The sequence below is a fragment of the Pantoea sp. GbtcB22 genome (assembly GCF_019091025.1).
Lineage (GTDB): Bacteria > Pseudomonadota > Gammaproteobacteria > Enterobacterales > Enterobacteriaceae > Pantoea > Pantoea leporis.
Genome location: NZ_JAGXKB010000002.1, coordinates 64,672 through 91,229, shown reverse-complemented (window position 1 = coordinate 91,229; position 26,558 = coordinate 64,672). Strand labels below are relative to the sequence as shown.

Here is a 26,558-nt window from a genome sequence, read left to right as displayed (position 1 = left end):
GCAGAGTACAATAGCCGTTGTGAAATGCTTAAGGAATGAGTGTTCGCCAATATCGTTGTTATGCATGTGATAAATTGTATTTCGCCACCCAGGTTTGGGTGGCTTTTTTATTTGTTAGGTAAAAACGTGCGTTTCAGTCGGAAAAGGCGGGCGTTGCGTAAAGACGGCGTGAATACATCCCTGTAGCCTCGGCCGCCGCATCCTTGCGGCGGACGCTTTACTCCACTGTCCACCTTTTCCTCCTTGATGGCGATTCATTGCGGTTTTCCAAATCGTACCATCAACAGCGATGTTCATCTCAACGGGTTGGCCTTTTCTGGCCTGAGCACCAACCTAGAGCGACTCAGCCAACCTCAGCCCCGTCTCCGCATCAAACAGATGAATCTTCTCGGGGTTGAAGCCGAGCATAATGCTCTCGCCGCTCACCGCCGTGTGGCGACCGGCAATCTGCATATGCAACGGCTGACCGTGCCATTCGAGATGCAACAATGTGGATTCGCCGGTGATCTCCACCACTTTCACCAATGCTGCGGCGTTGCTGCTGGCTTCCAGCAGATCGTGCGGGCGCACCCCGAGCGTCACGACTGCGCCAGCACGTTCGCGCGCTGCCGCTTGCCAACGCGCGGGCAACGGCTGCCACAGATCCTGGCACTGCACGCCGGGCACGCCATCGCGGGCAATCAGCTGTGCCGGTAACAGGTTCATCGGCGGTGAGCCGATAAAGCGTGCGACAAAGGTATCCGCCGGACGGTCGTAAATCGCCAGCGGCGCGCCTTGCTGCACGATGCGGCCATCCTTCATCACCACAATTTGGTCGGCCAGCGTCATCGCCTCAACCTGATCGTGCGTCACATAAACCATGGTGGTTTTGAAACGCTGATGCAGCGATTTGATCTCGGCGCGTAGCTCCATACGCAGCTGCGCATCGAGGTTCGACAGCGGCTCATCGAACAGGAACACTTTGGGATTTCGCACCATCGCGCGGCCCATCGCCACGCGTTGACGCTGTCCGCCTGACAGTGCACGCGGATAGCGTTGCAGCAGCTTATCGATGCCAAGAATTCCGGCGATACGCGCAATTTTAGTGTGCTGCTCCTCGCGCTTCACCTTCTTCACCTGCATGTGGAACGCCAGATTCTCCGCCACGGTTAAGTGCGGATAGAGCGCATAGCTCTGAAACACCATGGCGATATCGCGATCGGCTGGATCGCGGTCGTTGATTTGCACTTTGTCCATCAGGATCGCGCCATCCGACAAGCTCTCCAACCCGGCCAGCAAGCGCAACAGCGTCGATTTTCCGCAGCCGGATGGGCCAACCAGCACGGTAAAACTGCCGTCAGGAATGGTGAGATCGAGCGGATGCAGCACCGACTGTTTTGCGTAGCGTTTGGCCACTTTTACGAGTTCAACACTGGCCATAATTTAAAACTCCTGGGAAAGTTGCAGTTGATGCCAGTCGGGGTAACGACGCGGCAAGGTGCTGATAGCCAGTGACGCCACCGAAATCCCCCATTGCAAAGCCGTGGTGAGATCTTGCTGATGCAGCAGGGCGGTGAGAAATCCGGCGTTGAAACTGTCGCCCGCGCCGATGGTATCCACCACCGTGACCGGACGCGCAGGCTGACTCACTGAATGATCTACCTGCCAGCAGCGCGCGCCCTTCGGGCCACATTTCACCACGCAGCCGCCGCGTCCGCTCAGCTGTTGCGCCAGCATTTGCGCGCTGGCGGGCAAGTCGTCTGACGCCGCCAATCCCAGCGTTTCCACTTCATTGAGCAACAGCCAGTCGCACAGCGGCAGCCAATGCGTGACCTGCTGACGGACTTCGTTTGTCCAGCCCTGCGGCGGCCAGCCGGTATCGACGGCGGTGACAAAGCCGCGCTGCTGTAACTCGGCGAGGAGCGCAGGATAATCGTCATACAGATGCAGACACAAAAAGGTGCCGCACAGCAGCACGATATCGCCGTCAGATGCGGTAGCCGGCAGTTGATCCAGCACATCCTGCGCGGTGAGTTGCACAATATGGCCGAGATTACTCAGGAAAGAGCGTTCGTGATCCGAATGCGTCACGCCAACGGTAAGCGAGGTTTCGCAGCTGTAGCGCGTCCAGTGCGCAGCGCTGTGCGGAAAATGACTTGCCAGCCAGGCGCTCAGGCCATCATTGCCCTGATTGGCGACCGCGCGATGGCGCACCTGCATCGCTTCCAGCGCCAGCGCGCAGTTGCCCGCCGAACCGCCAGGACGCAGTTCGCTGTGATTCAGCATCACTTCAGTACCGCGCTGCGGCCAGTTATCCAGCGTGCCCATGATCAAATCGACATTAATGTTGCCCACCACATACAGCGTGGCGGTGAGTTTCTGCTCCATCATCCTTTGCTCCCGCCACTGGCAAGGCCGCTAACCAGCGTCTTCTGCAGCCAGATGGCAATAAACAGCGGTGGCACCGACGCCAGAATGCCGACGGCAGCGATCAAGCCATCATCGGTGGCGCGTCCGGCGGTAAATCCGGCAATGGTGACCGGTAAGGTTTGTGCGGCGATATTGCTGGTAAACAGCAGCGCATAGAAAAATTCGTCCCACGCCAGCAGCCAGCCAAACAGTGCGGCGGCCCCCAACACCGGCTTCGCCAGCGGCAGCGTAATGCGTAACAGCACTTGCCAGACGCGCAGGCCGTCGAGCCGCGCCGCCTGCTCAATATCCTGCGGCAGCGTATCGAACTGGTTTTTCAGCATCCAGGTAAGGAACGGCAGAATCAGCGAGCAGTAAACAATGATCAATCCGGGCCGCGTGTTGAGCAGATCGAACTGCTGCAACAGGAAGTAGAGCGGCAACACGAATGCCACCGGCGGCACCATATAGATGGCAAGCGAGGCAAACAGCCAGCCGTCGCGCCCGCGGTAGCGCGAGAAGCTGAACGCTGCCGGAATGGCCAGCAGTAAGCAGATGATTGTCGCGCCGGTGGCCACTAAAAGGCTGTTGCCGAGTGCATGCAGAAACAGTACGCCCGGCTGGCCCGGCTCCAGCGACAGCAGCTTGCCGTAGCGGGTGAAATCCCACTGGCGCGGCAGCCACTCCAGCGGTACGCGGGTGAGATCGCTGGCGGCGCTGACGCTCATCAAAAACAGCCAGCCCATCGGCGCTAACACTGAGAACGCCACCAGCAGCGCGGCGGCGTATTTACCGACATGGCGCAATTTAACCTTCATGAGCGCTTCCTTTGCGGCGCTGGCGCCACAGTAACAACATGTAAAGCGTGATCAGCACCGCGCACAGCAAGGTCATCAACATCGCGTAGGCCGCGCCGCTGCCAGCACGCAGGTAGCTAAACGACTCCTGATACACGTAAAAACTCAGGGTTTTGGTGCTATCGACCGGACCGCCGCGCGTCATTACGTAGATGATGTCGAAAATTTTGAAGGCGTCGATGGTGCGCAGCACCAGCGCCACGCTGAGCGGGCCAACAATCGCCGGGAAGGTGATAGCACGAAAACGCCGCCACGCCGATGCGCCATCCAGCCGTGCGGCTTCGAACAGATCGTCGGGGATCGATTGCAGCGCCGCCAGCACCAGTAAGGTCACCAGCGGATAGTTTTTCCAGATATCGGCGAACATCACCGCGTTGAGCGCCGAATCCGGCGAACCCAGCCAGCTGCGATAGCCATCAATGATCCCTAACTGCGTCAGCAGGGCGTTGATGCTGCCGTAATCCGGGTTGAAATTCAGACGCCACATCATGGCGTTAACGATGGTCGGCAGCGCCCACGGCAGAATCACCAGCACGCGCAGCACGTTGCGACCGGCGAATTTCTGGTTCAGCAACAGCGCTACCAGCACGCCGATCACGCCTTCAATCGCCACCGACACCACGGTGAAATAGAGCGTGCGCCATAGCGAACTGCGGAAATCCGCATCGGTGATGGCGAACAGATAATTTTCAAAGCCAATCCAGCCCGGCGCTTCACCGCTGCCGATCAGGGCGGCATCGGTGAAACTCAGCCAGATGGTGCGTAACAGCGGCCATGCGGTGAGCAATAGCATCACCAACAACATGGGTGCCAGCAGCACCCATGCCTGCCGTTGTTCGCGTTGACGCAAACTCAGCATTGTTGCCCCTTAGCGCAGACGCGCCGCACTCTTATCTACCGCTTGCAGCGCGGCATCTGGCGTTGCGCTGCCCACCAGCACCTGCTGCAACTGCTGCTGCAGCGTGTTGGAGAGACGCGAATAGTCAGCCGTTTCCGGACGCGACAGCATCACGTTAAGCGATTTATCCGCCGCCGCGATCAGGCTTTCCTGGTTTTTCAGCACCGCCGGATCCTGATACGAGCTTTTCCAGATCGGCAGACTCAGCGTGGCGTATTGGTTCTGTACCGGCTGTGAAGTCATGTAGCGAATGTATTGCCATGCCTGATCCGCATGCGTGCTGCCTTTAGTGATGCCAAGGCCCATCGAACCGTTTACCGCACCGAATTTGCCCGGCGCATCGCCTGGCGCGGGAACGATGCCCACCTGGCCGGCGACCTTACTTTGTTTAGGATCGTTGGCCATGTTGTACATGTAGGTCCAGTTGAGCGCGAAAGCTGCATCGCCATTGGAGAAGGCTTTACGCACATCCTCTTCCAGATATTCGCGTGAAGCCGGATTGCTCAAGCCTTCATCCAGCGAGCTTTTCATCAGCTTCACCGCTTGCAGCGAGGCCGGGGAGGAGAAATCGAGTTTGTCGTTGTTATAGAACTTGCCACCGAAACCTGATACCAGCGTGGTGTAATCGCACACCAGCGCTTCCGCCTGCGACCAGCTCCACACCAGCGGATATTTCACGATGTTTTTCTGCTTGATGATGCGCGCATCATCCATCACCTGCTGCCAGGTTTGCGGCGGGGTGGTGATACCGGCTTTTTCCAGCATCGCTTTGTTGTAATAGAGATATTTGGTATCGAGGATCCACGGCATGCCGAGGGTTTTGCCTTTGAACTCAACGGTGTTCATTGCGCCGGAGAAAATCTGGCCTTTTTCATCAGCGCTGATGCGGCTGCTGACGTCCTGCAACAGATCGAACTTAGTGAATTCTGCCGGCCAGATGGCATCGAACAGCACCACATCGTAGCCGTTACCGCCCGCGCCACGCGCCGCAACAATTTTGTCATGCAGCGCTTCATACGGCACAAACTCAAGATTAACCTGCACGTCTGGGTGCGTTTTCTGAAACGCCTGCGTCATGGCGCGGATATCATTTTCGCTATACGCCGCCTGCGTCATAAACAATGCATTCAACGTGGTTGCCGCTGCCGCGCTGCCTACGCTGGCTAACAGAACCGCTGCAAAACATCCTTTTATGACTGGGTTGAATCGGATTTTCATGGTGTTTTCCGCCTTGATGCAAAAAGAGGGTGTTTTATTAAATCAATTTGATGGATTTAATAACGCGCACAGGTTGTCAGGTTGCTGCGGCTGACATCGGTTAGCTAAAGCAATTGACGTGCCAGGGCATAAATCTCGTTTGCCGCTGGACACTACTTTGCACAGATTTTCGCCGCTGTCAGGTAAACAGATTGTAAAATGTGTGGCCGATCATAGATATTCATGTGGTTTTAAAAAGGAGGACAGTTGTGAAAAGTGCCGATCAGCTTTTTGCCGAATGCATTGTTTAGGTGCAGTTGCGTTGGGGCTTGCTGCATGAAAGCGCATCTCTTAACGGCGAAATGCCGTTATCAGTAGCTGGTTAGGATGAGATTTTCAGCTCATAATACAGCCAAAAGCGGACGTCAAAATGATGACGGCTTAGGTAGTTCTGTCACATCAAACATAACATCGCATCTTGAAACTAAGCACCATCTGCTGCTGGCGTTCCCTGATGAAAAACCAGAGTTCACTGTCCTTCCTCCGAACTTAAAGCAACCTGAGCTTTTCCAGTAGCATTCTGCTTATCCTCAAATGTTCCTACCGTATGCTCTCTTTCAACATAAAAGTGCTTCACTGAATCGCTGCAGCCCCTTTGCGCGATTGGAAATTAGAGACCGCTTTGAGCGAAAAGAGGATATTCGCAATTTATCGATAGGATGCAGGCTTGTAAAACGTTCGCGCATTTATGGTGTAGAAATAAAGCATTCTTTTTATATAGTTGGCTGATGGAATTTCAAAACTCAGTAGGTAATCACATGATCTTAAGTGTCAATCACGTTGGTTTTTCAGTTAAAAATATTGAAGACTCATTATTATTCTGGACTCAGATTCTTGGCGGTAAATTATTACGTGAAGGAAAAATGTCTGGGCCTATAATCGATGAGGTTACAGGTGCAAGGGGAGCTGATGTACGGATGGCTTTGCTTGAACTGGCTGATATCCGAATTGAATTACTCCAATACAATAACATTGAGCAGCCAGAAGAACCTTCAGCGCCCTATATCCCAGGCTACGCTCACCTTGCTTTTATGGTTGAGGATCTTGATAGGCTCTTAGGCAAAGTATCGGACTACGGTTGGAAGACGCCGGGTAAACCTCAAACAGTGCCGTCAGGACCCATGCAGGGTACCAGAGTAATATATTTACAAAGTCCTGATGGTCAGACGCTTGAATTAATGGAACGCAGCCAATGAGACCCACATATTATTAGCTGTTATCCTTTAATTAAAACCGTGATGTTTGCAAAGCCCGCTTAGTGAAAAGAGCGGACGACGCGAGCCCAATGTCTGGTTTTAGCGAAAAGCGTACATTAACGCTGCCCTTATAAATAATAAGGGCAGCGTTAAATCACAGCGAATTAATTAACGTGTATAGATCAGTTGTGTAACGGTAATGTGCCAAGCACGATGGCGCCTGACAGCATGCACAATACTGTCCCCACCGCCCATTTAAGGCTTGCGCGCTGATTCAGCCCGTAATCCAGATTAAGAATGCCGACAAGAAGGTAAGTTGACGCAACAAGCGGGCTGAGCAGATGAACAGGTTGTCCAATCAATGAAGCAACGGCCATCTGCATAGGCGAGATTCCGTAGCTTGTCGCTGTCTGCGCAAGAATGGGTAAAACGCCAAAATAGAACGCATCGTTTGTCATGAAGAAGGTGAACGGCATGCTGATCAGCGCCGTGAGGATGCCGAGCCAGGGGCCGGCTGAGGCTGGCAGTGAATTTACAAGACTGTTAGACATGGCATCTACCATACCTGTTCCGGACAGGATGCCGGTAAAAATACCTGCTGCAAAAATGAGAGAAACAATGGCAAGCACGTTCTCTGCATGTTTGGCAAGGAGCTCCTTCTGATGCTTCAGGTTAGGGAAATTCACTAGCATCGCCACTGCAAAGGCGATCATAAACAGTGTTGCCATAGGAAGTATGCCCAGAATTAACATAACCAGTAGGGCAATGGTCAGCGCTGAATTAAAGAGATAACGATAATTAGTTACAGATGTAAGCTGCCCGGTCTCTTCACTCAGATCGATTTTAATCACCCCAAGCCGGCGACGTTCGCGCAGTCCAAAAATAACGGCAACCAGCACTACCCAGGCAAGGCCACAGATCATAATGGGCAGAAGCAGCATAAAGAGCTCTCCAACGTCTACCTTCATGGCGCTGGCAGCGCGCGCTGTTGGTCCTCCCCACGGGAGCATGTTCATTACGCCGATTGAAAGCAGCAGTACGGTGGCCATGTACTGAAGCTTTATTCCCAGCCGACGATACAGTGGAAGAAGTGCTGCCGTACAGATGAGATAGGTGGTGGCACCATCGCCGTCGAGCGCCACGCTGATACCAAGGATAGCAGTGCCGATCATCACTTTAAGCGGATCGCCTTTTACAATACGAACAATGAGACGGATAAAAGGATCAAAAAGCCCGGCGTCCCGATAGGTTCAGGATCATGGATGTAGTCACCATCAGCTACACTAAGGGCATCAAAATAGGTATCTCTGTTCTGGAACTGTGTGAATCTTCCGCACATAGGTTGTTCCTCCTTATGGAAGGATAGCTCGTTTAGCGCTGTTTCAATGACGAGGAGATATGTGCTGACACCATATGTTTCGATTCGGTTTTTTGGTGGACTGACATGAAATATACGCATTGAATAAAACCGCCGGCAGCATAGGCAAAGCTTTGGGATTATACGTAATGGCTTGGTCTGATAACTATAAACCCGGCTTACATTAAGCGCTTTGAAAGGGATCTCTTCTCTGCTTCACTATGTGAAGCAACTGCCGGATTTGTTCTTTGATTGGCTTCACGCTATCTCTCATCGCCGGCGCAATATCTCATCAAAATTCATACGCTAACTTCCAAGACATGACGCGCCTTCCTATGGCGCGACATTTACCCTCTGGAGGTCGTATGGAGAATTCAACCCGTCAGTATGGCGGTGAGTACATGGCGACAAAAACCAATAATCCGCCAAAGCGTACTGCCAAAATCATGATGGCAGCCGGGATTGGTCATTTTATCGAGTGGTTCGATTTTGGCTTATATGGGACCCTGGCGGCGATTATTGCCAGTAACTTCTTTGTCAGTTCTGACCCTGCTACCGCACTTCTGAAATCTTTTGCTGTATTTGGATCCGGCTTTTTAATGCGTCCGCTGGGCGGCTTCTTTTTCGGTTCCATGGGCGATCGTCTGGGACGGCGCAAAGTGTTGGTGACGGTAATTGTCATCACCTCAATATCTACATTTGTGATGGGCATTCTGCCGACCTGGCATCAGGTGGGAATTGTCGCACCGGTGCTGTTGGTGATGACTCGATTAGTACAAGGATTCGCCGCGGGTGGTGAGAGTTCCGGCGTAATTACCTATCTGGCAGAAAGCGCTGAGCCGCATCGTCGCGCCACGCTTACCTGCTGGAGTGAGAACTTCAGTTTCATGGCGTTTGTTTGCGGCTCTGGACTGGTGCTGCTGTTGACCTATTGGTTGGGTGAGACGGCAATGAATGACTGGGGATGGCGCATTCCTTTCCTGCTCGCAGCACCGCTCGGATTGGGTGGGTTATATATGCGCCGCAACATGGAAGATTCGGCTGAATTTCACAAGTTAAAAGCCACCGGCAAAATCGAAAAATCGCCACTGCGCACTGCCTTGAAAACCTCATTGTCGGCGTTGCTGTTTTGTACCGGTTTCGTCGTGATCAAAGCGGTCAGCAGCTGGGTGCTGCAATCCTTTATGCCCGGCTATTTGTCTACGCATCTGCACTACAGCCGTACTGATTCTTATCTCATCACCACGCTGGGCTTACTGAGCGTCGCTATTTCCATGCCAATCACGGGCTACTTGTCTGATAGATGGGGACGACGGCCGCTGATGCTGGTGGCATGCGCTGGTTTCATCCTGTTGACCTATCCCGCCATGCTGCTAATGACACAGGGATCGGTGGGCAGCTCTATCGCGGCAATGAGTGTATTGGGTGTGTGTGTTGCGTTGTTTAACGGTGGCTGTGGCGCAGCAATGGTCGAACTGTTCCCCACAGCGATTCGCTATGGCGGCATCGCGATGTCCTACAACCTGACTGTGGCGGTGTTTGGCGGTGTAACACCCCTGGCATCCGCCAGCCTGATCTCCTTAACGGGAGATCCGCTGTCACCCGCCTGGTACGTGATGATCACCGCACTAATTTCATTCATTGCAGTGTGGTTTGCAAAAGAAACTGCCGGAAAAGTGTTGGATTAATGGAAACTGGAGCCTTTATGCACATAACGAAAGTGGAGTGTTTCCCACTCAAAATCACCCCGGAACATGCCTACCTCGGCGGTAAGCCGGACGGAACCGGTCCGGATTATTACTATCGTTCAGAATACCGCTGCGTCTACTCACGCAAGATGGAAACCTGCCTGGTGAAAATTACCAGTAGCGAAGGGCATATAGGGTGGGGAGAAGCCCTGGCGCCGGTGGTGCCTCAGGTGATCGCAGAACTGATTAAGCAGCTATTCGCGCCATTGTTGATAGGGGAATCACCATTCTCAAGCAGCGTGCTCAACTCAAAAATGTATGACTCCATGCGCGATCGTGGACATACCGGTGGTTATCATATCGACGCTATTGCAGGTGTGGATATCGCATTGTGGGATCTCAAGGGCAAAATTCTTGGTCTCCCGGTCCATCAACTACTCGGCGGTGCCTTTCGCGATGTGATCCCTTGCTATGTCTCGGGTTTACCTGAGCCTGATATTGAAAGCCGCAGCCGCCTCGCCAGGCAATGGAAGGAGAAAGGCTTTAATGCCGTTAAGTTAGCTCTGGGCTACGGCGTGCGAGAAGACATTAAAAATATTCGAGCCATTCGTGAAACGCTCGGCGATGAGGCGCAAGTCTTCATTGATGCGCACTGGAATTACGGTGTGGCAGACGCTACTGATTTAGCAGCGCAACTGCACGCGCTGGGCGTCGGCTTTCTCGAAGCACCACTGCTGCCAGAAGATATCGCTGGCCATCGCGAATTACGTGCCAAAAGTGCGGTCAGCATTGCGTTAGGTGAAACCGAGCGTACGCGTTATCAATTCAAAGCAGTGATTGAACAGCGCGCTGCAGATATCCTTCAGCCCGATGTCGGCAGAACCGGCATTAGCGAGCTGATGCATATCGCGTCGCTGGCCGAAACATGGAATTTACGTGTGGCACCGCATTTAAGCGTGGGTCTAGGTCCTTGCATCGCCGCATCGATCCATGTTGCCGCCGCCATACCCAACCTGTTTATGCTCGAATATCAGCCGCCAGTTTTTGCCATCGCTAATCAACTGCTCAAGCAGCCACTGATTTGCGAACGCGGTGAGTATCACCTGCCGCAGGGCGCAGGGTTAGGCATTGAAATTGATGAAGATCGCGTGCGCGACGTGATGATGGAGGCTGCATGTTAAAAGGTAACATACCCATTCTCGCCACGGCATTTGATGAGCAGGGCCAGCTGGATTTGGCATCCATTGAACGTCTGGTGAAATTTCTGCTGCAACAAGGCATTGATGGTCTTGCATTGTTTGGCAATGCTTCCGAAGGCTACGCCTTAACGCAGGATGAAAAGCAGATCCTGTTCTTTTGCGTCAAAAGGCTGGTGGGGGATTTACCGCTGGTGGCTGCTGCTGGCGGTGCTTCATCCGCTGTTGCCATTGAAGAGATCAACCGGGTGCATCGCTGGGGAGCTCAGGTGGCGATGGTCAATCCGCCTTCGGTGGTTAAGCCCGGTCCGGAGGAGATCTATCACTTCTGGCGAGACATATGTCAGGCCTGCGAAATCGATATCATGATCCAGGACGCACCTCTGATGACGGGCGTTAACATTCCCGTTTCGACGCTGGTGCGTTTGTGTCAGGACTTTCCCGCCATCAGGTATATCAAAGTGGAACAACCGCCGACGACGTTGAAAATCACTGCGTTAAAACAGGCGCTTGGAGATAGCGTAGGCCTGTTTGGCGGCTTGAACGCAGGTTTCCTCTTTGAGGAGTTATGCCGTGGTGTAACGGGCACCATGCCTGCTTGCGAATTCCCGGACGTGATTAATGCCATCCTGGCGGCATGGCAGCAAGATCGTCAGGAAGCGCAAGCGCTGTTTTATCGCTATCTACCTTTCCTGCGCTATGGAGTGCAACCGGGGATCGGGGTAGCCATACATAAAACAGTGCTGCATCAGGCAGGGATTTTTGCCAGCGATTATGTACGTGAGCCGGCGAAAAGTCTGGATGACGCCACGCGTCGGGAATTGAAAGAGATCACGGATTTCCTGCCTCTCGCCGTGTTAGGAGGACGTCCATGAACTATATCGCGGTGGATTGGGGTACCAGCAACTTTCGCGCCCTCAGCGTGCGCGATGGCGTAGTGATTAAATCTGTGCAAGACAGCTGCGGCGTCGGCAAGTGCCAGCGCTCAGCGTTGCCTGAGATTTTAAAGCAGCAGCTGCATCGGCTAGAGGATGCTTACGATGAACAAATACCCGTGCTGCTCTGCGGCATGATTGGCAGCAATATCGGTATTGCTGACGCCGGTTACCTCAATATGCCACTTAGTTTTTCGCAACTACTGGGTAAAGGCCTGGAACTGCCGGGTATCCTGCCAAATCCGCTGACCATACGGCCCGGTATTTGCGATAAACGAGTGAATGAGATCTGCCGTGGTGAAGAGATGCAACTGGCGGGTGCGCTCACGCTTTCTGATGCCTCCACATTCGCCGCCGTCGGCACCCACAGCAAATGGCTGTGGGTTGAACGCTCGCAGCAGCAGGTCACTGAGATGCAGACCTTGATGACTGGCGAACTTTATCATTTGTTACTCAATCAATCCGTGGTGGGTAAAGGGTTGCCGGAGCAAGTTCACTCACCGGCCGCTTTTCAGGCGGGTGTCGAAACCGCGCTATCAGTGGTGCATGATAAAGTTGAACTGGTGACGGAACTGTTTCGCTGCCGGGGCCGTTATATTCTTGGTGCTTTGGCTGAGGAACAGGCCGCTTCCTGGCTTTCCGGATTGCTCATTGGATACGAAGTTGCATGCGGACACCCTGGCGGCAATAAAACGGTATGCTTTATTGGTAGTGAAATGCTTTTGCCACATTACCAGTTGGCATGTGAGGTTTTGCATCGTCGTTATGAACTCTTAGCTGCTGAAGACGCAATCATTGCCGGATTAAATGGGGTATTTAGTTATGGTGGATAATCAGCAAATCATCGCTATCCTCCGCGGGATAACGCCAGAAGACGCAGTGCCGCATATTGCCTGCCTGGTTGAGCAGGGCATTCATCGTATAGAAATCACTACCAATTCACCTAACTGGGAAATCAGCCTGCGACAAGTCCGCCATCGCTTTGGGAATGATATCCAGCTTGGCGTGGGAACTGTCACCACAGAAGATCAGGTGCAGCGCAGTTTTGCAGCCGCTGCGGATTTTATTCTGACTCCTAATTTAAACCCGGCTGTGATTGCGCAGGCTAAACTATATGGACTTGTAGTGTACGCGGGGGTGTTTTCGCCGAGTGAAATATTCACTGCTATCGATCTGGGAGTGGATGTGATGAAAGTTTTTCCGGCCTGTTCGCTACCGAAAAATTACCCTCAACTGGTGAAAGGTCCACTCTCTCAGCCCGTAAGCTTTTCAGCCGTGGGCGGGGTAGGGGTGGAGAATGCAGCTGAGTTCCTGCGTTATTACGACAGTGTGGGACTGGGTTCTACGCTATATAAAACCGGGCAGCTCGTGTCTGAGACAGCTGCTCGTTGCGAGTTACTGCTGCAGCATCGGCAGTGATTCTCCGCTAATTTTCTTCGCTGCCGACGTAAGGTACAAACGTAAGCTCTCAATATCCATTTTTTCACTGCTGATATTCGATAGTGCGATCGCTGCCTGCATGCCGGGAATATTACATGCCAGACGGTAATCTCCCGCACCAAAATTTTTGGCAAACACCTGATGCCGACGCGACTCGTCAATATCATTTCTCAGCAGTTGATAATCGTGGATACCAATCTGGCTGATAATCTCTTCGTCGCTCATCGCTGATAGAAGCTTAATGCCGATCACCGAATCATGGACCGGATAGGACTCATAATTGCCTATGGCACGCGCAATACTCTTTCCGCCGCGGGTATGAATCAAATAGACCACCTTATTTCCACTTAGAACACCGATCACGATGGAGATGGCGTGATTCCCGCTCTCTTCAAGTAAGTCCATTACCGCATTGTAAAATGCTGAATTGTGAATCGCGTGAGCCGACAAGCGGTGGATACCGATACCTAAACTGTATTTGCGGTTGGCATCGCGCTGTACCATATCCAATGTCAGCAAGGTCTGTATCAATCGCGTAACCTTAGCTGAATCCAGTCCAAGCTCCCGTCCCATTTCACGAATTCCATGCGGACGAGTCGCTGTCGCAAGTAAGTTCAGGCAGCGGAAAGCATCGTATACTGTGCTATTCATAGATGGCCTCATTGATAACTATGGTTTGAAAATGATAAATCCTATTGTTTCAGCGTGATATGAATTCAGAAAGAGATTGTGATGCACGTAAGAAGAAAGCATTAAGAGGGATAACCAGCTTAACAACCCCGGCTCATCAATATTAGTTAGAACCGCATAGCAAATGGTGAATAATGCTCCATTCGAAAGCCCGCTACATGCCATAAAATGACACTGATCAAAAATAATAATTTAACTGGCATGTGACGTATTAATCCACTTGTTATTTTTTGAGCTATGCCATAAAACCGAATAGGAGGGCAGCCCCTCTTAAATTAGAAGGATAAATATCATGGGTCTTAAACCTGGTCCAAAACCAATAGCTAAATCGACAGGAAAGCCTGATCAGCGTCGGCGTGACAACAAAGATACTCCCGGAAATACTCCAGGATTAAAACCTAGTAAATCCACTGGGAAATAATAATATGGGAGGGTGATAAAGGTTAACTCCCTCCTATTCCCTAATTAATGGACACTCGCATCTTAAATCCTCCCACTTATAAATCGCTGTCCCCTAGGCACATCACTCACTCTTTTCAAAAAATCTCCAATCGAAGCCTCAATAACTGGCACACTAAGCGCCTCAGCATCAACAACCATCCGTAGCCCATGCCCATAAGCGAACCCCGGCAGAAATTGATAACTACAACATACATCCTGCTGTTCATCTTGTCCTATTTCCTGCTCACGCTTCTCAACAAACTGCCAAAATGTCAGCCCACCAAAAATCGCATAAGCCTGTTTTTCTCGGTGTAGAAAGGTACGGCTAACGATTTTGCCTTTGCTATTCACATTGGGAGTTGTTTCATATCGCGCCTCTTCTTCTTGTTCCTGCTGACTGAGCATCGCCCAGGTTTCATTGAATGCGCGATCATGTACCGCATCTTGAAATGCCAACTTAGCTGTAATGATTTCAGCGTTCCAGAGATCGGCGGGATCGCGGCCGACAAAATAGATATCACTCCATGCCCAAGTATGGTCAGGGTTATCTTTGTAGTATTGAATATCGCAATCATCATAGAACAACCCGCCACAACGCTGACGTTCACGATAGATACGGTTTTTAAGCTCGATGACTTTTTTACGACGCTGACGACGAGAAAGGGAAATGAAGGGGCGGTGTTTGTTGAAAGGCGACATGGAAACTCCTTAACCGGTAACGCTAATGCGGCTGGAAGCAGTCCAGCCGCATAGGCTAGCAAAAGGCGAGGTTGAGGAACAGTCGTCACGGAAAGAAAATTTAACTGTGCACCACCACGGTAATCCCTTCATCCGCATGCAGTTAGACAAAGTATCGGCTGCGCATAGGTCGCTGCAACCTCGGGAAATCCGCTATGAGCGAACAGCGGACATAATTAGCTACCTTAAACTTTATATTCCGTTGATTTTATTTTGACATTATTATGAAAATTATTTTGTCATACATGGAGTTAGACTAATGAGTATCTACGTAAGAACAGCTCAACTCTCTGATATCGAGGGTATGTTCGACGTCAGAACATCGGTAATGGAGAATCACCTGAGTCGTGAAGAGATGCGGCAGATGGGTATTACCGAAGGCGTCGTAGGCGATATGATTGAAAAAAGTCTTTGCGCATGGGTTGCGACTGAAAATAACAAAATTATTGGCTTCTCCATGATTTTGCCGGATGAAGGCTGTCTATTTGCAGCCTTTGTTCTGCCTGAATATGAAGGCAAAGGAATAGGTCGCAGGCTTGTTAGGCTAGCTGAGCAGGAGTTATTCCAACATCATGAGATTGCCTGGTTGGAAACCGATAAAAATAGTCGAGCGGCGAAATTTTATATGCAGCTCGGTTGGGGTAATGAAACAGATCTCAATGGCACTGACATCAAATTAGAGAAATCTCGTGGCGTTTAATTCACAGCAATTTTAATCGATGCCCGCTTCTGGCACAAAGCGGACATGCTCGCGTGGCAAGGTCTACTATGAGCGAGAAGCAGACCTATCGGCTCTCAATGTAGGCTGCAATATCACGTTGCAGCTTTCTTGAAGAGAGTTTTAACATGCAAAAATTCCTCAAGTCTCTTTTTGCCATGTTGTCACCAAAAGATTCAATCATCGTCATACTGTGCTCTTGTTTCCCGGAAATAGCTTGCGGATGTAATAATCCAAGACCATAAAGGTAGCATCCGCAGAAGCATTTCTTTTCCCATATCTGTAATTGCATAAACCACCCGGGGCAACTTTTCCTCATAATCATAGCGAGATATAAGCCCGTCCCGCTCCAGATGTCGCAGTGTTCGCGTCAGCATTCTTTGAGTGACACTCGTAAGGTAGCGGCGTAACTCTCCGTAACGAAGAGGTCCGTTAGTACCAAGAATATGCAGCACGCCTAGCGACCAGCGATTACCTGCATGAGCCAGGATCTCACGTTTTAGGCCCTCATCATCGTTGCTTAATTCCTCACAAAATTCCCTGGAAAATTGCAACAGTGCTTCCCGCTCAGACTCCATATCACCTCCGGTATCATGCGTGTGCCTAATTGAACCAGGTCATGTCAGCTGTCAGGATGACGTTTTAATACAACAGGAAGCAACAATGAATACTGAAAAGAAACCTAAAGATACTGTTTTAGTACTCGGTGCAGGCGAGCTTGGTATTCAGGTATTGAGAGCGATGAGCAATAAAGTGCAGGAACATACCGATGTAAAAATTAGCGTGTTACTCAGAAGCGAAGCCGCTTATGCCATTTCTGGCTCGCGCAAGGCACGGCTGGATGAACTGACGAAACTTGGAATCGCTGTAGTAGAGGGCGATCTGCAGGAAAACAGTATTGATGAACTGAGTGAACTATTTGCTGCTTTCGACGCCGTCATCAACTGCAGTGGTTTTGTCGGCGGGCCAGGAACACAGATAAAAATTACGCAGGCGGTATTCAAAGCGGCTGTAGCCCGCTACTTCCCATGGCAATTTGGCGTTGATTATGACGTAGTGGGTAAAGGCAGCGGTCAACAAGTTTGGGATGAACAGCTCGAAGTTCGCCACCTTTTACGCCAGCAAAACGCAACATCGTGGGTCATCGTATCCACAGGCATTTTTACCAGCTATTTGTTTGAGCCCGGTTTTGGTGTGATTGACGCGCAAAGTAAAACCGTCTGTGCTCTAGGAGACTGGAAGCACGCGGTAACGCTAACCACACCAGAAGACATTGGCAAGCTGACTGCGGACATTTTCTTCCATCAGCCCACTTTCAAAAACGAGATTGTCTATATTGCAGGTGATACGCTGACTTACAGCGAGCTTGCGGATTTAATGAGTGCTTACTGGGGCATCAAATTAAACAGAAAATTACTGGACAGGCAACAGCTTCAGGGTGATGCGCAGCACAATCCGCAAGATATTGGTGCAAATTACCGAATTGCTTTCGCACGGCCAGACGGCGTAGCCTGGAGTAAGCGCAATACTTACAATCACCGTCAGAGAATTTCAACTACAACGGCCAGTCAATGGCTGGCAAAACAGCACGGCATGTAGCACTCCGGTACTGTTAAGCTCTATTTTAAGCAGTGCAGAACAAAATCAGATGCCGACGTTGTGAATATCTATTGCTCTTGTCTTCAGAGAAAAAAAGCCACTGCAATTTTGCTGAAATTGCGGTTTACCCACCTATCCATAGAGCCAGAGCTTAAAATGAAAGCCCTAATATATTTAGGGCCCGCCTTCGCCCTAAATCAATTCTTCAACGTCTGCTTTTGGCACAAAGCGGACTGACTTGGATGCAAGGTCCGCTATGAGCGAATAACGGACATTTAAGAAGTCAAAGCCGGAAAAAATTTATTCGTATCGCACTTAGTGTTGTGAGCCGCCTTTTCCCCGACTAAATCTGACCGTCTACGAAAATTTCCCACAGCTCTTCAACTGCACGAGACATTCTTGCCGCAGGGCGGAAAAGCCGGATATCAATGGGCACCCAGAGGCCGCTGTCTTTACCCGCAGCAACGGCAATCTCGCCAGCATCAACATCCGGTGCAGCCAGCGTTTCCGGTAGCCATGCGATGCCGTCACCCGCCCTGACCATAGCCAGAAGCGTTGCAGCAAGATCGGCGGTGAAGGCTATATCCATACCTCGCCTGGCACGGTTGACCTGTGACGTATTTGATAGGATCCGGCCAAGTCCGGACTCAGCAGAAAACGAAAGAAACGGAAATTTCCGCCCTCCTGTTGCCTGCCAGATAGGCTCACGGGTTGCAGTATCACAACGTGAGTAAGGCAGTAATGTTTCCTGCCCAAGTCGGACGCTGAGGTATTTGGACTGGTCCAAGTTAATGTGCATGTGAGGGTGGTAATAGCAGAGAAGAAACTGGGCATCACCTTTTTCAATCATCCGTTCACATGCGCTTAGCGTGTCAGACAGCAGGCGGAATGAGCCGAAACGTGCAATTTTCTCGTTGTTACGCATCAGTGCAGGAAAAAAAGAAAATGAAAGGGAGTGCGTTGCCGAAAAAATAACGTCAGGCCGGGTTTCTCCTGCTGCCTCGATAGCTTCACTTCTCAGGGTGTAAAGCGCACGAATGAGATCAGGTATTTGCGTAACGAAAATTTCCCCCGCCCGCGTCAGACTGACGCCACGTCGGTTTCTTTCGAACAATGGCGTTCCCAGCCACTCCTCAAGGGAAACAATCCTCCGGCTGAATGCAGGCTGTGTCACATATCGTGAAGCTGCTGCACGTGAAAAATTAAGTGACTGCGCCAGCGCAACGCAGTCCTCAAGCCATGTTAACTCTAAGTGATGCCGATTTTGCATTACAACCTGCCTCTTTGGCATTAGAACAGCATGTGAGAACTGCTTAGGATGGGTATCAGAAAGGACGAAATGGTCCTTAGGTACGACGAAAATGCATTATGCCAATAAGTATGTGGCATGACATAACACATTTTTTGGCAAACATATCTGACCGATCCCGACTGAGAACTTCCGGAGAGAACATGCGTATCCTTGACGTTGTTGAAATTACCAAACCGATTGCTTCCCCTATCCGTAATGCGTACATCGATTTCAGTAAAATGACGGCGAGCCTGGTGGCCGTTGTGACTGACGTTGAGGTAGATGGACGCCGCGTGGTGGGATACGGGTTTAACTCTAACGGCCGTTATGGTCAGGGCGGCCTTATCCGCGAACGCTTCCGCGATCGTATCCTGCAAGCTGAACCCGATAGCCTGCTGAATGGCAAAGGTGACAACCTGGATCCGCATAAAATCTGGGACGTAATGATGAGCAATGAAAAGCCGGGCGGTCACGGTGAACGTTCGGTCGCCGTAGGCACGCTGGACATGGCCACCTGGGATGCCACGGCAAAAATCGCCAATAAACCGCTGTTTCGCCTGCTGGCAGAAATGAAAGGGGTTGAAGCCAATCCACGTGTCTTCGTCTATGCGGCCGGTGGTTATTATTATCCTGGTAAAGACCTGAGCGCACTGCGCCAGGAAATGCGCGGCTATCTTAACCGTGGTTATAACGTTGTAAAAATGAAAATTGGTGGCGCATCGCTTGAAGAAGATCGTCGCCGCATTGAGGCGGTTCTTGACGAAATCGGCAGTGAAGCCCGCCTGGCAGTGGATGCTAACGGCCGCTTCGATCTGGAAACCGGGATTGCCTACGCTAAGATGCTGCGCGAATACCCGCTCTTCTGGTACGAAGAGGTTGGCGATCCACTTGATTATTCCCTTCAGGCTGCGCTGTCAGAATTTTACCCGGGCTCAATGGCAACTGGTGAAAACCTTTTTTCACATCAGGATGCGCGCAATCTGCTGCGTTATGGCGGTATGCGCCCGGATCGTGATTACCTGCAGTTTGACTGCGCGCTCTCTTACGGCTTGGTTGAGTATCTGCGCACGCTGGACGTGCTGGAACAGTTCGGCTGGTCACCGTCACGCTGCGTTCCGCACGGCGGCCATCAGATGTCCCTGAACATTGCTGCGGGTCTCGGTCTGGGCGGGAACGAAAGCTATCCAGACCTGTTCCAGCCATACGGTGGCTTCCCGGATTCTGTGAAGGTTGAGGATGGCCACATCATCATGCCGGAACTGCCGGGCATCGGTTTCGAAGGCAAATCCGACCTTATTAAAGAAATGCGTGCGCTAGCGGAATAATTTCAGCCGGGTATATCGATTTCCTTAATCACTTATTGTGCCTCCCGGTGCAGAACCGGAGGCACCGCGGAAACTTCCTATGAAACTTTTAAGTTACCTGACGCCTGATGGATATAGAAGTTACGGCATCCTGAAGTTTGAAGGGATTATAGATTTAAGAAGCCGGACCGATATAGACACTCCTGACCTGAAAAGCTTTATCCGGGAGAAAGGAGTAGCCACTGCCGATAACTATATCAATGCAGACGTTGATTATCAGTTGTCTGAGATTACTTTTTTACCGGTGATTGAAAATCCGGGGAAAATACTGTGTGTGGGAATGAACTATCAGGATAAGCGAACGGAATTCAGCATTACTACTGATGCACCGACAATATTCATTCGTTTTTCAGATTCTCAGACCGCCCACCTCGGAGAAATCGTTAAGCCAGCCCAGAGCGATCAACTAGATTACGAGGGTGAGCTTGTCATTATCATCGGGAAGTCCGGTCTTAATATCTCTGAAGCAGAAGCGGCGGACTATATTGCCGGCTACTCCTGCTACATGGACGGTTCTGTACGCGACTGGCAACATACCTGGTTCACCGCCGGTAAAAACTGGAGCAAGACGGGTGGCTTCGGTCCGTGGCTGGTGACCAGTGATGATGTTACTGATCCGCAAAATCTCCTGCTTAAAACCTGGCTGAATGGCGAAATTGTCCAGCAGGACAGCACCGCGAATATGGTTCATAAGATAAATAAAATTATCAGCTATATGAGCACATTTACTCAACTTTCTCCTGGGGATGTCATTCTTACGGGATCGCCAGGCGGCGTGGGGCGCTCGCGTAATCCACCGCTTTTTCTTAATGACGGTGATGTCATTGAGGTCGAAATAGAATCTATCGGGCGACTTACTAACTATGTCGTCTCACCATCAAAATAATAAAAATCTGAACTGGCTGATATTTAAAAGGAGCTGAAATCAGCATTTCCTCCCCCTACATAAGTACCAAATGAGGAAGTTATCATGAGTGACAATGCTCTCCGCGGTAATACCATTATCGGCAGAAAACGCTGGACGATAATATTACCCGCCGTCTTTATTATGTACACCATATCATTCTTTGACCGGGTCAATATCGGTATGGCGCTGCCGCACATCACGGCTGAAATGGGGCTCAGTCCGGTTGAAGCTGGCTGGCTTGGCGGCGCATTTGCATGGGGCTATGTGGCTACGCAGTTTACCGCGGGATGGCTGGCGCTCCGCTTTGGTTCGCGAAGGATCATTGGCATCAGCCTGTTTCTGTTTGGTGCCTGCGCCATGCTGACCGGTCTGACGCGGAACTTCAGCGAGCTGGTTGCTATCCGTTTCTTCCTGGGGCTGGCCGAAGGTCCCATTCAGGCCGCCACGGCGATGTTTTTAGCGCAATGGTTTATGAAACCGGAGCGAGGACGGGCTTTTGGTATCTGGAACCTGAGCCTGGGCGCCGGCGCGTTTCTGGCAGGTCCGATTTCCGGCTGGATTCTGGCACATCATGACTGGCGTTTGATGATGGTCATTGAGGGCGCGCCGGCGTGGCTATTTTGCATCATCTGGTTTTATCTGGTTCCCAAAAGCATTCAGGCTGCAAGCTGGCTCAGCGCAGGTGACCGTGACCACATCCAGAAAGACCTGGCTGCCGAACAGTCAAACTATGTGAAAGAGAAATCAGACCCGTGGTGGACCATTCTGAAGATACCCGCGCTCTGGCTGATGCTTATTGGTTACTCACTGCATAGCATGCTGGCTTACGGCTTCACGTTGTGGCTGCCGACGGCGCTTAAAGGTTACGGCACGCTCAGTGAATTTATGGTCGGACTGATTAGCGGCTTGCCGTTCCTGATGACTATGGTCGGCATCTGGTACATCACCCGACGCTCCGATAAATACAACCAGGAACGACGTCTGCACGCAGCGATCCCAACAGTTTTGTGTGGTATTGCGCTGTCGGCTGCGGCGTTTGTCCCTCTCTCTTATTACTGGGTGCAGATTGCCCTGTTTATGTTCGTCGGCCTGACGATGAAGATGCTTGTTCCGCTGGTTTATGTGCGGCTCACGGAAATTCTGCCCACCCGTAAAGCGGTACCCGCAGTGGCTTTTGTTGGCGCTTGCAGTAACTTCATCGGACAGTTTGGCGGGCCACTTGTCGCCGGGTACCTCAAACATCTGGGTGGCGGAACGGATATGACGCTGGCATGGAGTGTGCTGGGAATTTTCTCCATTGTGGGCGGAATACTGTTTGCTCTGGCCGTAGGGAACACAGAGAGCGTCTGGAATATCAGACAGGCGTTCCGGGTTTCGTCACGCCGGCACCTTCCCGCCGGAGATTAACGCATGCCAGCCTGTGACCTCTGCGGTAAACAGGCTGGCATTTTCTGGATTTGATTTTTGCGACATGAGAAGGGAATGAGGCTTTATTTCAGGGAATCTCTAGCATGTTATTTAGGGACAGGGCGCACACTTAGCCAGCAAAACCGGCTCAAAATCAATCAGGTCATAAATTCCTGCGGATATTCAATGCTCCATCTGGGACCCTATCTCCACGGAGACGGTAACGACAGTAAATGTGCGACTACGTTAGCCGTTCATGGAACCCGGAGAGACCCCCTGACTGAACACGGCATTACCATAAATGATGAGGAAGGGGCTCAATTTGCGGTTATAAATGGTCTGAACAGCGCCTCTCTGGTCATATCGGTCAGTGAACTATGAATGCTCACCTTTTTGGTCTAAGCCGCATAGAGACCTTCCGTCAGCTTATTCCGGCCATTGGCGTACTTAAAAGTGGTGGGGTGGTATCGGATTTGCAGCTGTCTGCAGTATTCGGCAGTCCATTTGAGGGAAGAGCAAACGACGCCATGGTTCTTCAGCTTGTTGATTATTTTTGTCTGCTGGGAATTGAAGGCGTAACACTTCGGGATTCTTCGGGGGCAGCCTCTCCCGCTGAGACGGCTGCGCTCTGCCGCCGCATTGTTCAACTTTATCCCCATTTGACGGTCACACTTCATCTTAATGATGCGACTGGCCTTGCCGCGCAGATCAGGCGTGCTGCTGCTGATGAGGGAATAGTGCGTTTTGGCCTCACCGGAAGGGAACTGGCTTTGCCCGGAAATATGAATATGGACCTGCACATCGGTACATCTTTACGGTACATAGCTGAAGTTGAAAGCTATGGTTTCAACACCGGAATTAATGCTGAGAATCTTAGCCAGATTATGCAATTTGGATCAGTAAATATCTAATGAGTTTCATCAGAGCCCGTTTAGGTTTATAAAAAAATATGTCCGCTTTTGGCACAAAGCAGAAGACCGTCTTAGACAAGGTCCGCTTAGAGCGAATTGCGGAAGTTGACAATTGTAAAAACGGTCAAGGTTGACATCTTTTGTATTTTCGTGAGTTGATTTGCAGGTAGAAAGTTAAAGTGAGTGAACAGAAAATGAGAGTTAATGAATTTTATTTGGATGGAGCATGCGTCCTATATGAAAAAGAATTTCATTCTATTATTTCTTTATCTTTAAACTTTTGACCCTACTATGGCAAAAATCTTGATGCATTGTGGGACCGCCTTAGCACTGATATTGAAAGGCCAGTAAAAATAATATGGCTGAATTCTGATCTATCCAGAGGGGGGCTTGGCAATTATTTCGACAAAATAATCGAGGTTTTTGAAAGGGTAAAACTGCAAGATCTGAATTTCAATTGGGAAGAAAAATTCGATTATGAATTGAAATAGCCCGTGCTAGCAGGGCTTTGGTCTGCTCCGCATTAGCCAATGCAATACGGGCTTCACAATGTCCGCTTCTGGCACAAATCTACCTTTAGAGAATCCATGTCCACTATGGGCGAAACCCGATATATGTGGGTTGCTATTTGACCAACCTTGTTTAGGTGGCTACTTTCGGACTGCACCAATCACGGTATCCGGCTGCATCAGTCCTGAAAAATCCCTGGAAGGTAGGCGCTGGGCGGAGACAGGCGGGCAAAAGTGCATGATTAATAGCTTACCCACACGGCAGTATGGGTAAGCACGATCCGTGAATCAGTTGAATACCATTCCGCCGTCGATCAGTAGCGATTGGCCGGTCATGTAGTCGGAATCCGGTCCCGCCAGAAATGCGACGCATGCGGCCACATCTTCCGGTTCAGATAGCCGGCCCAAAGTAATACGTTTTGCAAATTCCTGCGTCCCAAAGCCAACCGGTTTACCCGCCGCTTGTGAAATTTGCCTGTCGATCGATTCCCACATGGGGGTTTTGACAATACCCGGACAGAAGGCATTGACCGTAATGCCTTTCGACGCAAGATCTTTAGCCGCTGTCTGCGTCAGCCCGCGAACGGCAAATTTGCTGGAGCTATAAACTGCCAGCTCCGGATTGCCAACATGTCCTGCCTGAGAGCAGGCATTAATGATTTTGCCACCGTGCTTCTCCGCGGAAAAAGCGCTGATCGCCGCCTGCATCCCCCAAATCACACCCTTAACGTTGACGTTATAAACCTTATCAACGATCTCCTCGGTGATATCGGTAATCGGTGTTGATGGCGCAATACCGGCGTTGTTCACGATGACGTTGAAATCACCCAGCGCATGGCGCGCTTCTTCAACGGCGTGAAAAACGTTATCGCGTTGGGTGACATCAACCTGCAGCGCGATAGCCTTTCCTCCTGATGTGACAATCTCATCAGCGACATGCTGCGCCGTTTCAAGATTGAAATCCGCGATGGCTACGGAAAAGCCGTCTTTTGCCAGGCGTAAGGCAATGGCTGCGCCAATGCCCTGTCCGGCGCCGGTTACAAACGCAACTCTGTTTTTCATAATCATATCCTTTCAATTAGAGAATTTGACTCAGGTGTAACTGACTCATCAGTAGCGGGTTATCGCTGTAGTCGACCGGAATTGCGACCACAGCGGGGCCGCTGACATCCATTGCTTTGCGCAATGTTGGCTCAATTTCTGCCGCACTGTTAACGGAGAAGCCGGCTGCGCCAAAGGCTTCGGCATAGGCTTTAAAATCCACCGGACCGAAACTGACGCCTGAAATTCGCTGATACTTTTTCTCTTCCTGCATGGCGACCATGTTGTAGGCGTTATCAACCCAAATGATGTGCAGGATATTGGCCTTCAGCCTGACGGCAGTTTCCAGTTCCATGCTTGATTGCAAAAATCCGCCGTCCCCGGACACCGATACCACCTTGCGTGAAGGATCAACCAGCCAGGCACCAATAGCCCAAGGTAGGGCGACACCCATGGTCTGTTGACCATTAGAGATCATGATTTGGCGCGCACGGAAGCTATACAGATAGCGCGCTATCCAGATATGAAAGCTTCCCATATCAACGGTAAGGCTGATGTCAGAGTTAATGATGTCTTGCATCGCATGCACGATGCGCAGGGGATGCAGCGCAAATTGATTTAAGCTGGCACCTTGCATCGCCAGTAATTGCCGTTGCTGCTGGCGGTCTTCCAGTACAGCGGCTGCAGCGTGACTTAGCGTTAATGGTGAGAGGATACGGGCGGCAATCTTGCATACGGTCTGCGCAATGTCGCCTACCAGTTCAGCGTCGGGCTGGTAGCGGTTATCCGTATCAGCCGGTAGCACATCAATATGTACCAGGATGGCTTTGCCGCTGTTCCACATTGCCGGCTCATACTCAACCGGGCTATAACCGATAGTGATGATCAGGTCCGCCTGCTGTAATAACCGGTCTCCAGCCTGGTTGTTAAATAATCCAACCCGTCCGGCAAACCTTGAGAAGTGCTCCTGTCTGACTGCGCCTGCAGCCTGGTAAGTACTGGTCACGGGGATCTGGCTTTTTGACAGCAGTTCATGGATTGCGGCGCTGTTTTCTGGTTGGCTGGCCATCAGGCCCAGCAGGATAACCGGATTTTTTGCCCGGCTGATGTCCTGGCTGACAGCCTCAATTAGGGCATCGGGGGCCGCGCCCAACTTAACGTGTCCACTGTTTTGCAAAGGGCTGCCGGAAACCGGCTGATCAACAATATCCTGCGGCAGGCTGATAAAGGCACCTCCACCGCGTCCGTTTTCTGCATAACGAAATGCGTTAGAGACACATTCGGTCAGCGCGGAGGGGGCGGTGACCTCAACAGCATATTTCGTTACCGGACGAAACATCGACACGGTATCCAGGCTCTGGTGAACCTGTTTGGCGCTATCCGATCGTTTTACCGCTCCGCCAATGGCCACCACCGGATCGCCTTCGCTGGTGGCGGTTGCCATGCCGGTAACCAGATTCGAGCAGCCTGGTCCGGAGGTCACAAGTGCAACACCGGCATGTCCCGTAAGTCGGCCTACCGCTGCGGCCATAAAGGCAGCATTTGCCTCATGCCTGACAGGAATGAGCTGAATGGGAGAATCCAATAATGAATCAAACACTTTGTCGATTTTGGCTCCGGGGATGCCAAACACGTGGTTTACGCCTTGTGCTTCAAGCTGCGCGACCACGAGATCGGCGCCGCTGTTCCAGTGGGTGTGGGTTTTTAACGTTTTCATATTGCCCCCTATT

At 51.2% G+C, this 26,558-nt stretch carries 24 protein-coding genes and 1 pseudogene; 13 read left to right on the top strand and 12 right to left on the bottom strand.

What is annotated here, in order from left to right:
- Positions 1 to 333: 333 nt before the first annotated feature.
- The 5 genes from KVT28_RS08315 to KVT28_RS08295 are packed head-to-tail and all read right to left on the bottom strand — an operon-like array spanning position 334 to position 5,361.
- The gene (locus KVT28_RS08315; protein WP_217547653.1) at positions 334 to 1,419 is read right to left on the bottom strand and encodes an ABC transporter ATP-binding protein; all 1,086 of its coding nucleotides are present in this window, start codon (positions 1,417 to 1,419) and stop codon (positions 334 to 336) included.
- Between the two features lie 3 nt (positions 1,420 to 1,422).
- Entirely contained in the window at positions 1,423 to 2,367 is a 945-nt protein-coding gene (locus KVT28_RS08310) for a carbohydrate kinase family protein (protein ID WP_137387440.1), read from the bottom strand.
- Complete coding sequence (locus KVT28_RS08305; protein WP_064739810.1) at positions 2,367 to 3,206, bottom strand: carbohydrate ABC transporter permease; 840 nt, start codon at positions 3,204 to 3,206, stop codon at positions 2,367 to 2,369. The genes KVT28_RS08310 and KVT28_RS08305 overlap by 1 nt, the downstream gene beginning before the upstream one ends.
- Positions 3,196 to 4,104, bottom strand: coding sequence for a carbohydrate ABC transporter permease (locus tag KVT28_RS08300; protein WP_064739811.1), 909 nt, complete (start codon positions 4,102 to 4,104; stop codon positions 3,196 to 3,198). The genes KVT28_RS08305 and KVT28_RS08300 overlap by 11 nt, the downstream gene beginning before the upstream one ends.
- A gap of 9 nt (positions 4,105 to 4,113) precedes the next feature.
- Positions 4,114 to 5,361: an extracellular solute-binding protein gene (locus tag KVT28_RS08295; RefSeq protein ID WP_137387206.1), complete on the bottom strand. Its 1,248-nt coding sequence runs from the start codon at positions 5,359 to 5,361 to the stop codon at positions 4,114 to 4,116.
- Between the two features lie 797 nt (positions 5,362 to 6,158).
- Here KVT28_RS08295 and KVT28_RS08290 point away from each other — a divergent pair.
- Positions 6,159 to 6,596: a VOC family protein gene (locus tag KVT28_RS08290; RefSeq protein WP_217547650.1), complete on the top strand. Its 438-nt coding sequence runs from the start codon at positions 6,159 to 6,161 to the stop codon at positions 6,594 to 6,596.
- 182 nt (positions 6,597 to 6,778) lie between these two features.
- On the opposite strand, the gene KVT28_RS08285 is transcribed toward KVT28_RS08290, so the two are convergent.
- Positions 6,779 to 7,795, bottom strand: a complete 1,017-nt coding sequence (locus KVT28_RS08285; RefSeq protein WP_368734925.1) for a CitMHS family transporter — start codon at positions 7,793 to 7,795, stop codon at positions 6,779 to 6,781.
- 559 nt (positions 7,796 to 8,354) lie between these two features.
- Here KVT28_RS08285 and KVT28_RS08280 point away from each other — a divergent pair.
- From KVT28_RS08280 to KVT28_RS08260, 5 genes are read left to right on the top strand one after another with little or no spacing between them, the layout of a single operon-like run.
- A complete protein-coding gene (locus KVT28_RS08280) occupies positions 8,355 to 9,641 on the top strand; it encodes an MFS transporter (protein WP_217548504.1) in 1,287 nt (428 codons plus the stop codon).
- A 17-nt stretch (positions 9,642 to 9,658) separates the two neighbouring features.
- Entirely contained in the window at positions 9,659 to 10,822 is a 1,164-nt protein-coding gene (locus KVT28_RS08275) for a mandelate racemase/muconate lactonizing enzyme family protein (RefSeq protein WP_217547648.1), read from the top strand.
- Positions 10,816 to 11,712, top strand: a complete 897-nt coding sequence (locus KVT28_RS08270) for a dihydrodipicolinate synthase family protein (RefSeq protein WP_217547645.1) — start codon at positions 10,816 to 10,818, stop codon at positions 11,710 to 11,712. Before KVT28_RS08275 ends, KVT28_RS08270 begins: the two co-directional genes overlap by 7 nt.
- A complete protein-coding gene (locus KVT28_RS08265; RefSeq protein WP_101761097.1) occupies positions 11,709 to 12,605 on the top strand; it encodes a 2-dehydro-3-deoxygalactonokinase in 897 nt (298 codons plus the stop codon). The genes KVT28_RS08270 and KVT28_RS08265 overlap by 4 nt, the downstream gene beginning before the upstream one ends.
- Positions 12,595 to 13,191, top strand: a complete 597-nt coding sequence (locus KVT28_RS08260) for a 2-dehydro-3-deoxyphosphogluconate aldolase (protein WP_101761096.1) — start codon at positions 12,595 to 12,597, stop codon at positions 13,189 to 13,191. Before KVT28_RS08265 ends, KVT28_RS08260 begins: the two co-directional genes overlap by 11 nt.
- Here the strand turns inward: KVT28_RS08260 and KVT28_RS08255 are convergent.
- Together KVT28_RS08255 and KVT28_RS08250 are read right to left on the bottom strand one after the other, a co-directional pair.
- A complete protein-coding gene (locus KVT28_RS08255) occupies positions 13,168 to 13,863 on the bottom strand; it encodes a helix-turn-helix domain-containing protein (RefSeq protein ID WP_101761095.1) in 696 nt (231 codons plus the stop codon). The two genes, KVT28_RS08260 and KVT28_RS08255, sit on opposite strands and share 24 nt — an antisense overlap.
- Positions 13,864 to 14,385: 522 nt before the next feature.
- Positions 14,386 to 15,042, bottom strand: coding sequence for a hypothetical protein (locus KVT28_RS08250; RefSeq protein ID WP_101761094.1), 657 nt, complete (start codon positions 15,040 to 15,042; stop codon positions 14,386 to 14,388).
- A gap of 298 nt (positions 15,043 to 15,340) precedes the next feature.
- Here KVT28_RS08250 and KVT28_RS08245 point away from each other — a divergent pair, with 298 nt between their 5' ends.
- Positions 15,341 to 15,781, top strand: a complete 441-nt coding sequence (locus tag KVT28_RS08245; protein ID WP_101761092.1) for a GNAT family N-acetyltransferase — start codon at positions 15,341 to 15,343, stop codon at positions 15,779 to 15,781.
- A 194-nt stretch (positions 15,782 to 15,975) separates the two neighbouring features.
- Here KVT28_RS08245 and KVT28_RS08240 read toward each other — a convergent pair whose 3' ends face one another.
- Entirely contained in the window at positions 15,976 to 16,377 is a 402-nt protein-coding gene (locus KVT28_RS08240) for a helix-turn-helix domain-containing protein (protein ID WP_101761091.1), read from the bottom strand.
- An 85-nt stretch (positions 16,378 to 16,462) separates the two neighbouring features.
- On the opposite strand from KVT28_RS08240, the gene KVT28_RS08235 reads away from it, so the two are divergent.
- Positions 16,463 to 17,398 (top strand): aromatic alcohol reductase, encoded by a 936-nt coding sequence (locus KVT28_RS08235; RefSeq protein ID WP_101761090.1) that lies wholly within the window; start codon positions 16,463 to 16,465, stop codon positions 17,396 to 17,398.
- A gap of 343 nt (positions 17,399 to 17,741) precedes the next feature.
- Here the strand turns inward: KVT28_RS08235 and KVT28_RS08230 are convergent, their stop codons facing one another.
- Complete coding sequence (locus KVT28_RS08230) at positions 17,742 to 18,668, bottom strand: LysR family transcriptional regulator (RefSeq protein WP_101761089.1); 927 nt, start codon at positions 18,666 to 18,668, stop codon at positions 17,742 to 17,744.
- A gap of 182 nt (positions 18,669 to 18,850) precedes the next feature.
- Between KVT28_RS08230 and KVT28_RS08225 the strand changes: the two genes are divergently transcribed.
- From KVT28_RS08225 to KVT28_RS27755, 5 genes and pseudogenes are all read left to right on the top strand, one after another.
- Entirely contained in the window at positions 18,851 to 20,014 is a 1,164-nt protein-coding gene (locus KVT28_RS08225) for a mandelate racemase/muconate lactonizing enzyme family protein (RefSeq protein WP_217547643.1), read from the top strand.
- Between the two features lie 79 nt (positions 20,015 to 20,093).
- Positions 20,094 to 20,939, top strand: a complete 846-nt coding sequence (locus KVT28_RS08220; protein WP_217547640.1) for a fumarylacetoacetate hydrolase family protein — start codon at positions 20,094 to 20,096, stop codon at positions 20,937 to 20,939.
- An 84-nt stretch (positions 20,940 to 21,023) separates the two neighbouring features.
- Positions 21,024 to 22,367: an MFS transporter gene (locus tag KVT28_RS08215; protein WP_217547637.1), complete on the top strand. Its 1,344-nt coding sequence runs from the start codon at positions 21,024 to 21,026 to the stop codon at positions 22,365 to 22,367.
- A 377-nt stretch (positions 22,368 to 22,744) separates the two neighbouring features.
- The gene (locus KVT28_RS08210) at positions 22,745 to 23,278 is read left to right on the top strand and encodes a hypothetical protein (protein ID WP_217547635.1); all 534 of its coding nucleotides are present in this window, start codon (positions 22,745 to 22,747) and stop codon (positions 23,276 to 23,278) included.
- Positions 23,279 to 23,577: 299 nt separating this feature from the next.
- A pseudogene (locus tag KVT28_RS27755) lies at positions 23,578 to 23,769 on the top strand (barstar family protein); the annotation flags it as partial.
- Between the two features lie 306 nt (positions 23,770 to 24,075).
- On the opposite strand, the gene KVT28_RS08200 reads toward KVT28_RS27755, so the two are convergent.
- Together KVT28_RS08200 and alsS are read right to left on the bottom strand one after the other, a co-directional pair.
- Complete coding sequence (locus KVT28_RS08200) at positions 24,076 to 24,849, bottom strand: (S)-acetoin forming diacetyl reductase (RefSeq protein ID WP_217548502.1); 774 nt, start codon at positions 24,847 to 24,849, stop codon at positions 24,076 to 24,078.
- Positions 24,850 to 24,865: 16 nt separating this feature from the next.
- Positions 24,866 to 26,545: an acetolactate synthase AlsS gene (gene alsS, locus KVT28_RS08195; protein WP_217547633.1), complete on the bottom strand. Its 1,680-nt coding sequence runs from the start codon at positions 26,543 to 26,545 to the stop codon at positions 24,866 to 24,868.
- Positions 26,546 to 26,558: the final 13 nt, after the last annotated feature.

Coding starts and splice junctions, on each gene's coding strand:
- KVT28_RS08315 (WP_217547653.1), bottom strand. CDS start 1,419: ATGGCCAGTGTTGAACTCGTAAAAGTGGCCAAACGCTACGCAAAACAG.
- KVT28_RS08310 (WP_137387440.1), bottom strand. CDS start 2,367: ATGGAGCAGAAACTCACCGCCACGCTGTATGTGGTGGGCAACATTAAT.
- KVT28_RS08305 (WP_064739810.1), bottom strand. CDS start 3,206: ATGAAGGTTAAATTGCGCCATGTCGGTAAATACGCCGCCGCGCTGCTG.
- KVT28_RS08300 (WP_064739811.1), bottom strand. CDS start 4,104: ATGCTGAGTTTGCGTCAACGCGAACAACGGCAGGCATGGGTGCTGCTG.
- KVT28_RS08295 (WP_137387206.1), bottom strand. CDS start 5,361: ATGAAAATCCGATTCAACCCAGTCATAAAAGGATGTTTTGCAGCGGTT.
- KVT28_RS08290 (WP_217547650.1), top strand. CDS start 6,159: ATGATCTTAAGTGTCAATCACGTTGGTTTTTCAGTTAAAAATATTGAA.
- KVT28_RS08280 (WP_217548504.1), top strand. CDS start 8,355: ATGGCGACAAAAACCAATAATCCGCCAAAGCGTACTGCCAAAATCATG.
- KVT28_RS08275 (WP_217547648.1), top strand. CDS start 9,659: ATGCACATAACGAAAGTGGAGTGTTTCCCACTCAAAATCACCCCGGAA.
- KVT28_RS08270 (WP_217547645.1), top strand. CDS start 10,816: ATGTTAAAAGGTAACATACCCATTCTCGCCACGGCATTTGATGAGCAG.
- KVT28_RS08265 (WP_101761097.1), top strand. CDS start 11,709: ATGAACTATATCGCGGTGGATTGGGGTACCAGCAACTTTCGCGCCCTC.
- KVT28_RS08260 (WP_101761096.1), top strand. CDS start 12,595: ATGGTGGATAATCAGCAAATCATCGCTATCCTCCGCGGGATAACGCCA.
- KVT28_RS08255 (WP_101761095.1), bottom strand. CDS start 13,863: ATGAATAGCACAGTATACGATGCTTTCCGCTGCCTGAACTTACTTGCG.
- KVT28_RS08250 (WP_101761094.1), bottom strand. CDS start 15,042: ATGTCGCCTTTCAACAAACACCGCCCCTTCATTTCCCTTTCTCGTCGT.
- KVT28_RS08245 (WP_101761092.1), top strand. CDS start 15,341: ATGAGTATCTACGTAAGAACAGCTCAACTCTCTGATATCGAGGGTATG.
- KVT28_RS08240 (WP_101761091.1), bottom strand. CDS start 16,377: ATGGAGTCTGAGCGGGAAGCACTGTTGCAATTTTCCAGGGAATTTTGT.
- KVT28_RS08235 (WP_101761090.1), top strand. CDS start 16,463: ATGAATACTGAAAAGAAACCTAAAGATACTGTTTTAGTACTCGGTGCA.
- KVT28_RS08230 (WP_101761089.1), bottom strand. CDS start 18,668: ATGCAAAATCGGCATCACTTAGAGTTAACATGGCTTGAGGACTGCGTT.
- KVT28_RS08225 (WP_217547643.1), top strand. CDS start 18,851: ATGCGTATCCTTGACGTTGTTGAAATTACCAAACCGATTGCTTCCCCT.
- KVT28_RS08220 (WP_217547640.1), top strand. CDS start 20,094: ATGAAACTTTTAAGTTACCTGACGCCTGATGGATATAGAAGTTACGGC.
- KVT28_RS08215 (WP_217547637.1), top strand. CDS start 21,024: ATGAGTGACAATGCTCTCCGCGGTAATACCATTATCGGCAGAAAACGC.
- KVT28_RS08210 (WP_217547635.1), top strand. CDS start 22,745: ATGAATGCTCACCTTTTTGGTCTAAGCCGCATAGAGACCTTCCGTCAG.
- KVT28_RS08200 (WP_217548502.1), bottom strand. CDS start 24,849: ATGAAAAACAGAGTTGCGTTTGTAACCGGCGCCGGACAGGGCATTGGC.
- alsS (WP_217547633.1), bottom strand. CDS start 26,545: ATGAAAACGTTAAAAACCCACACCCACTGGAACAGCGGCGCCGATCTC.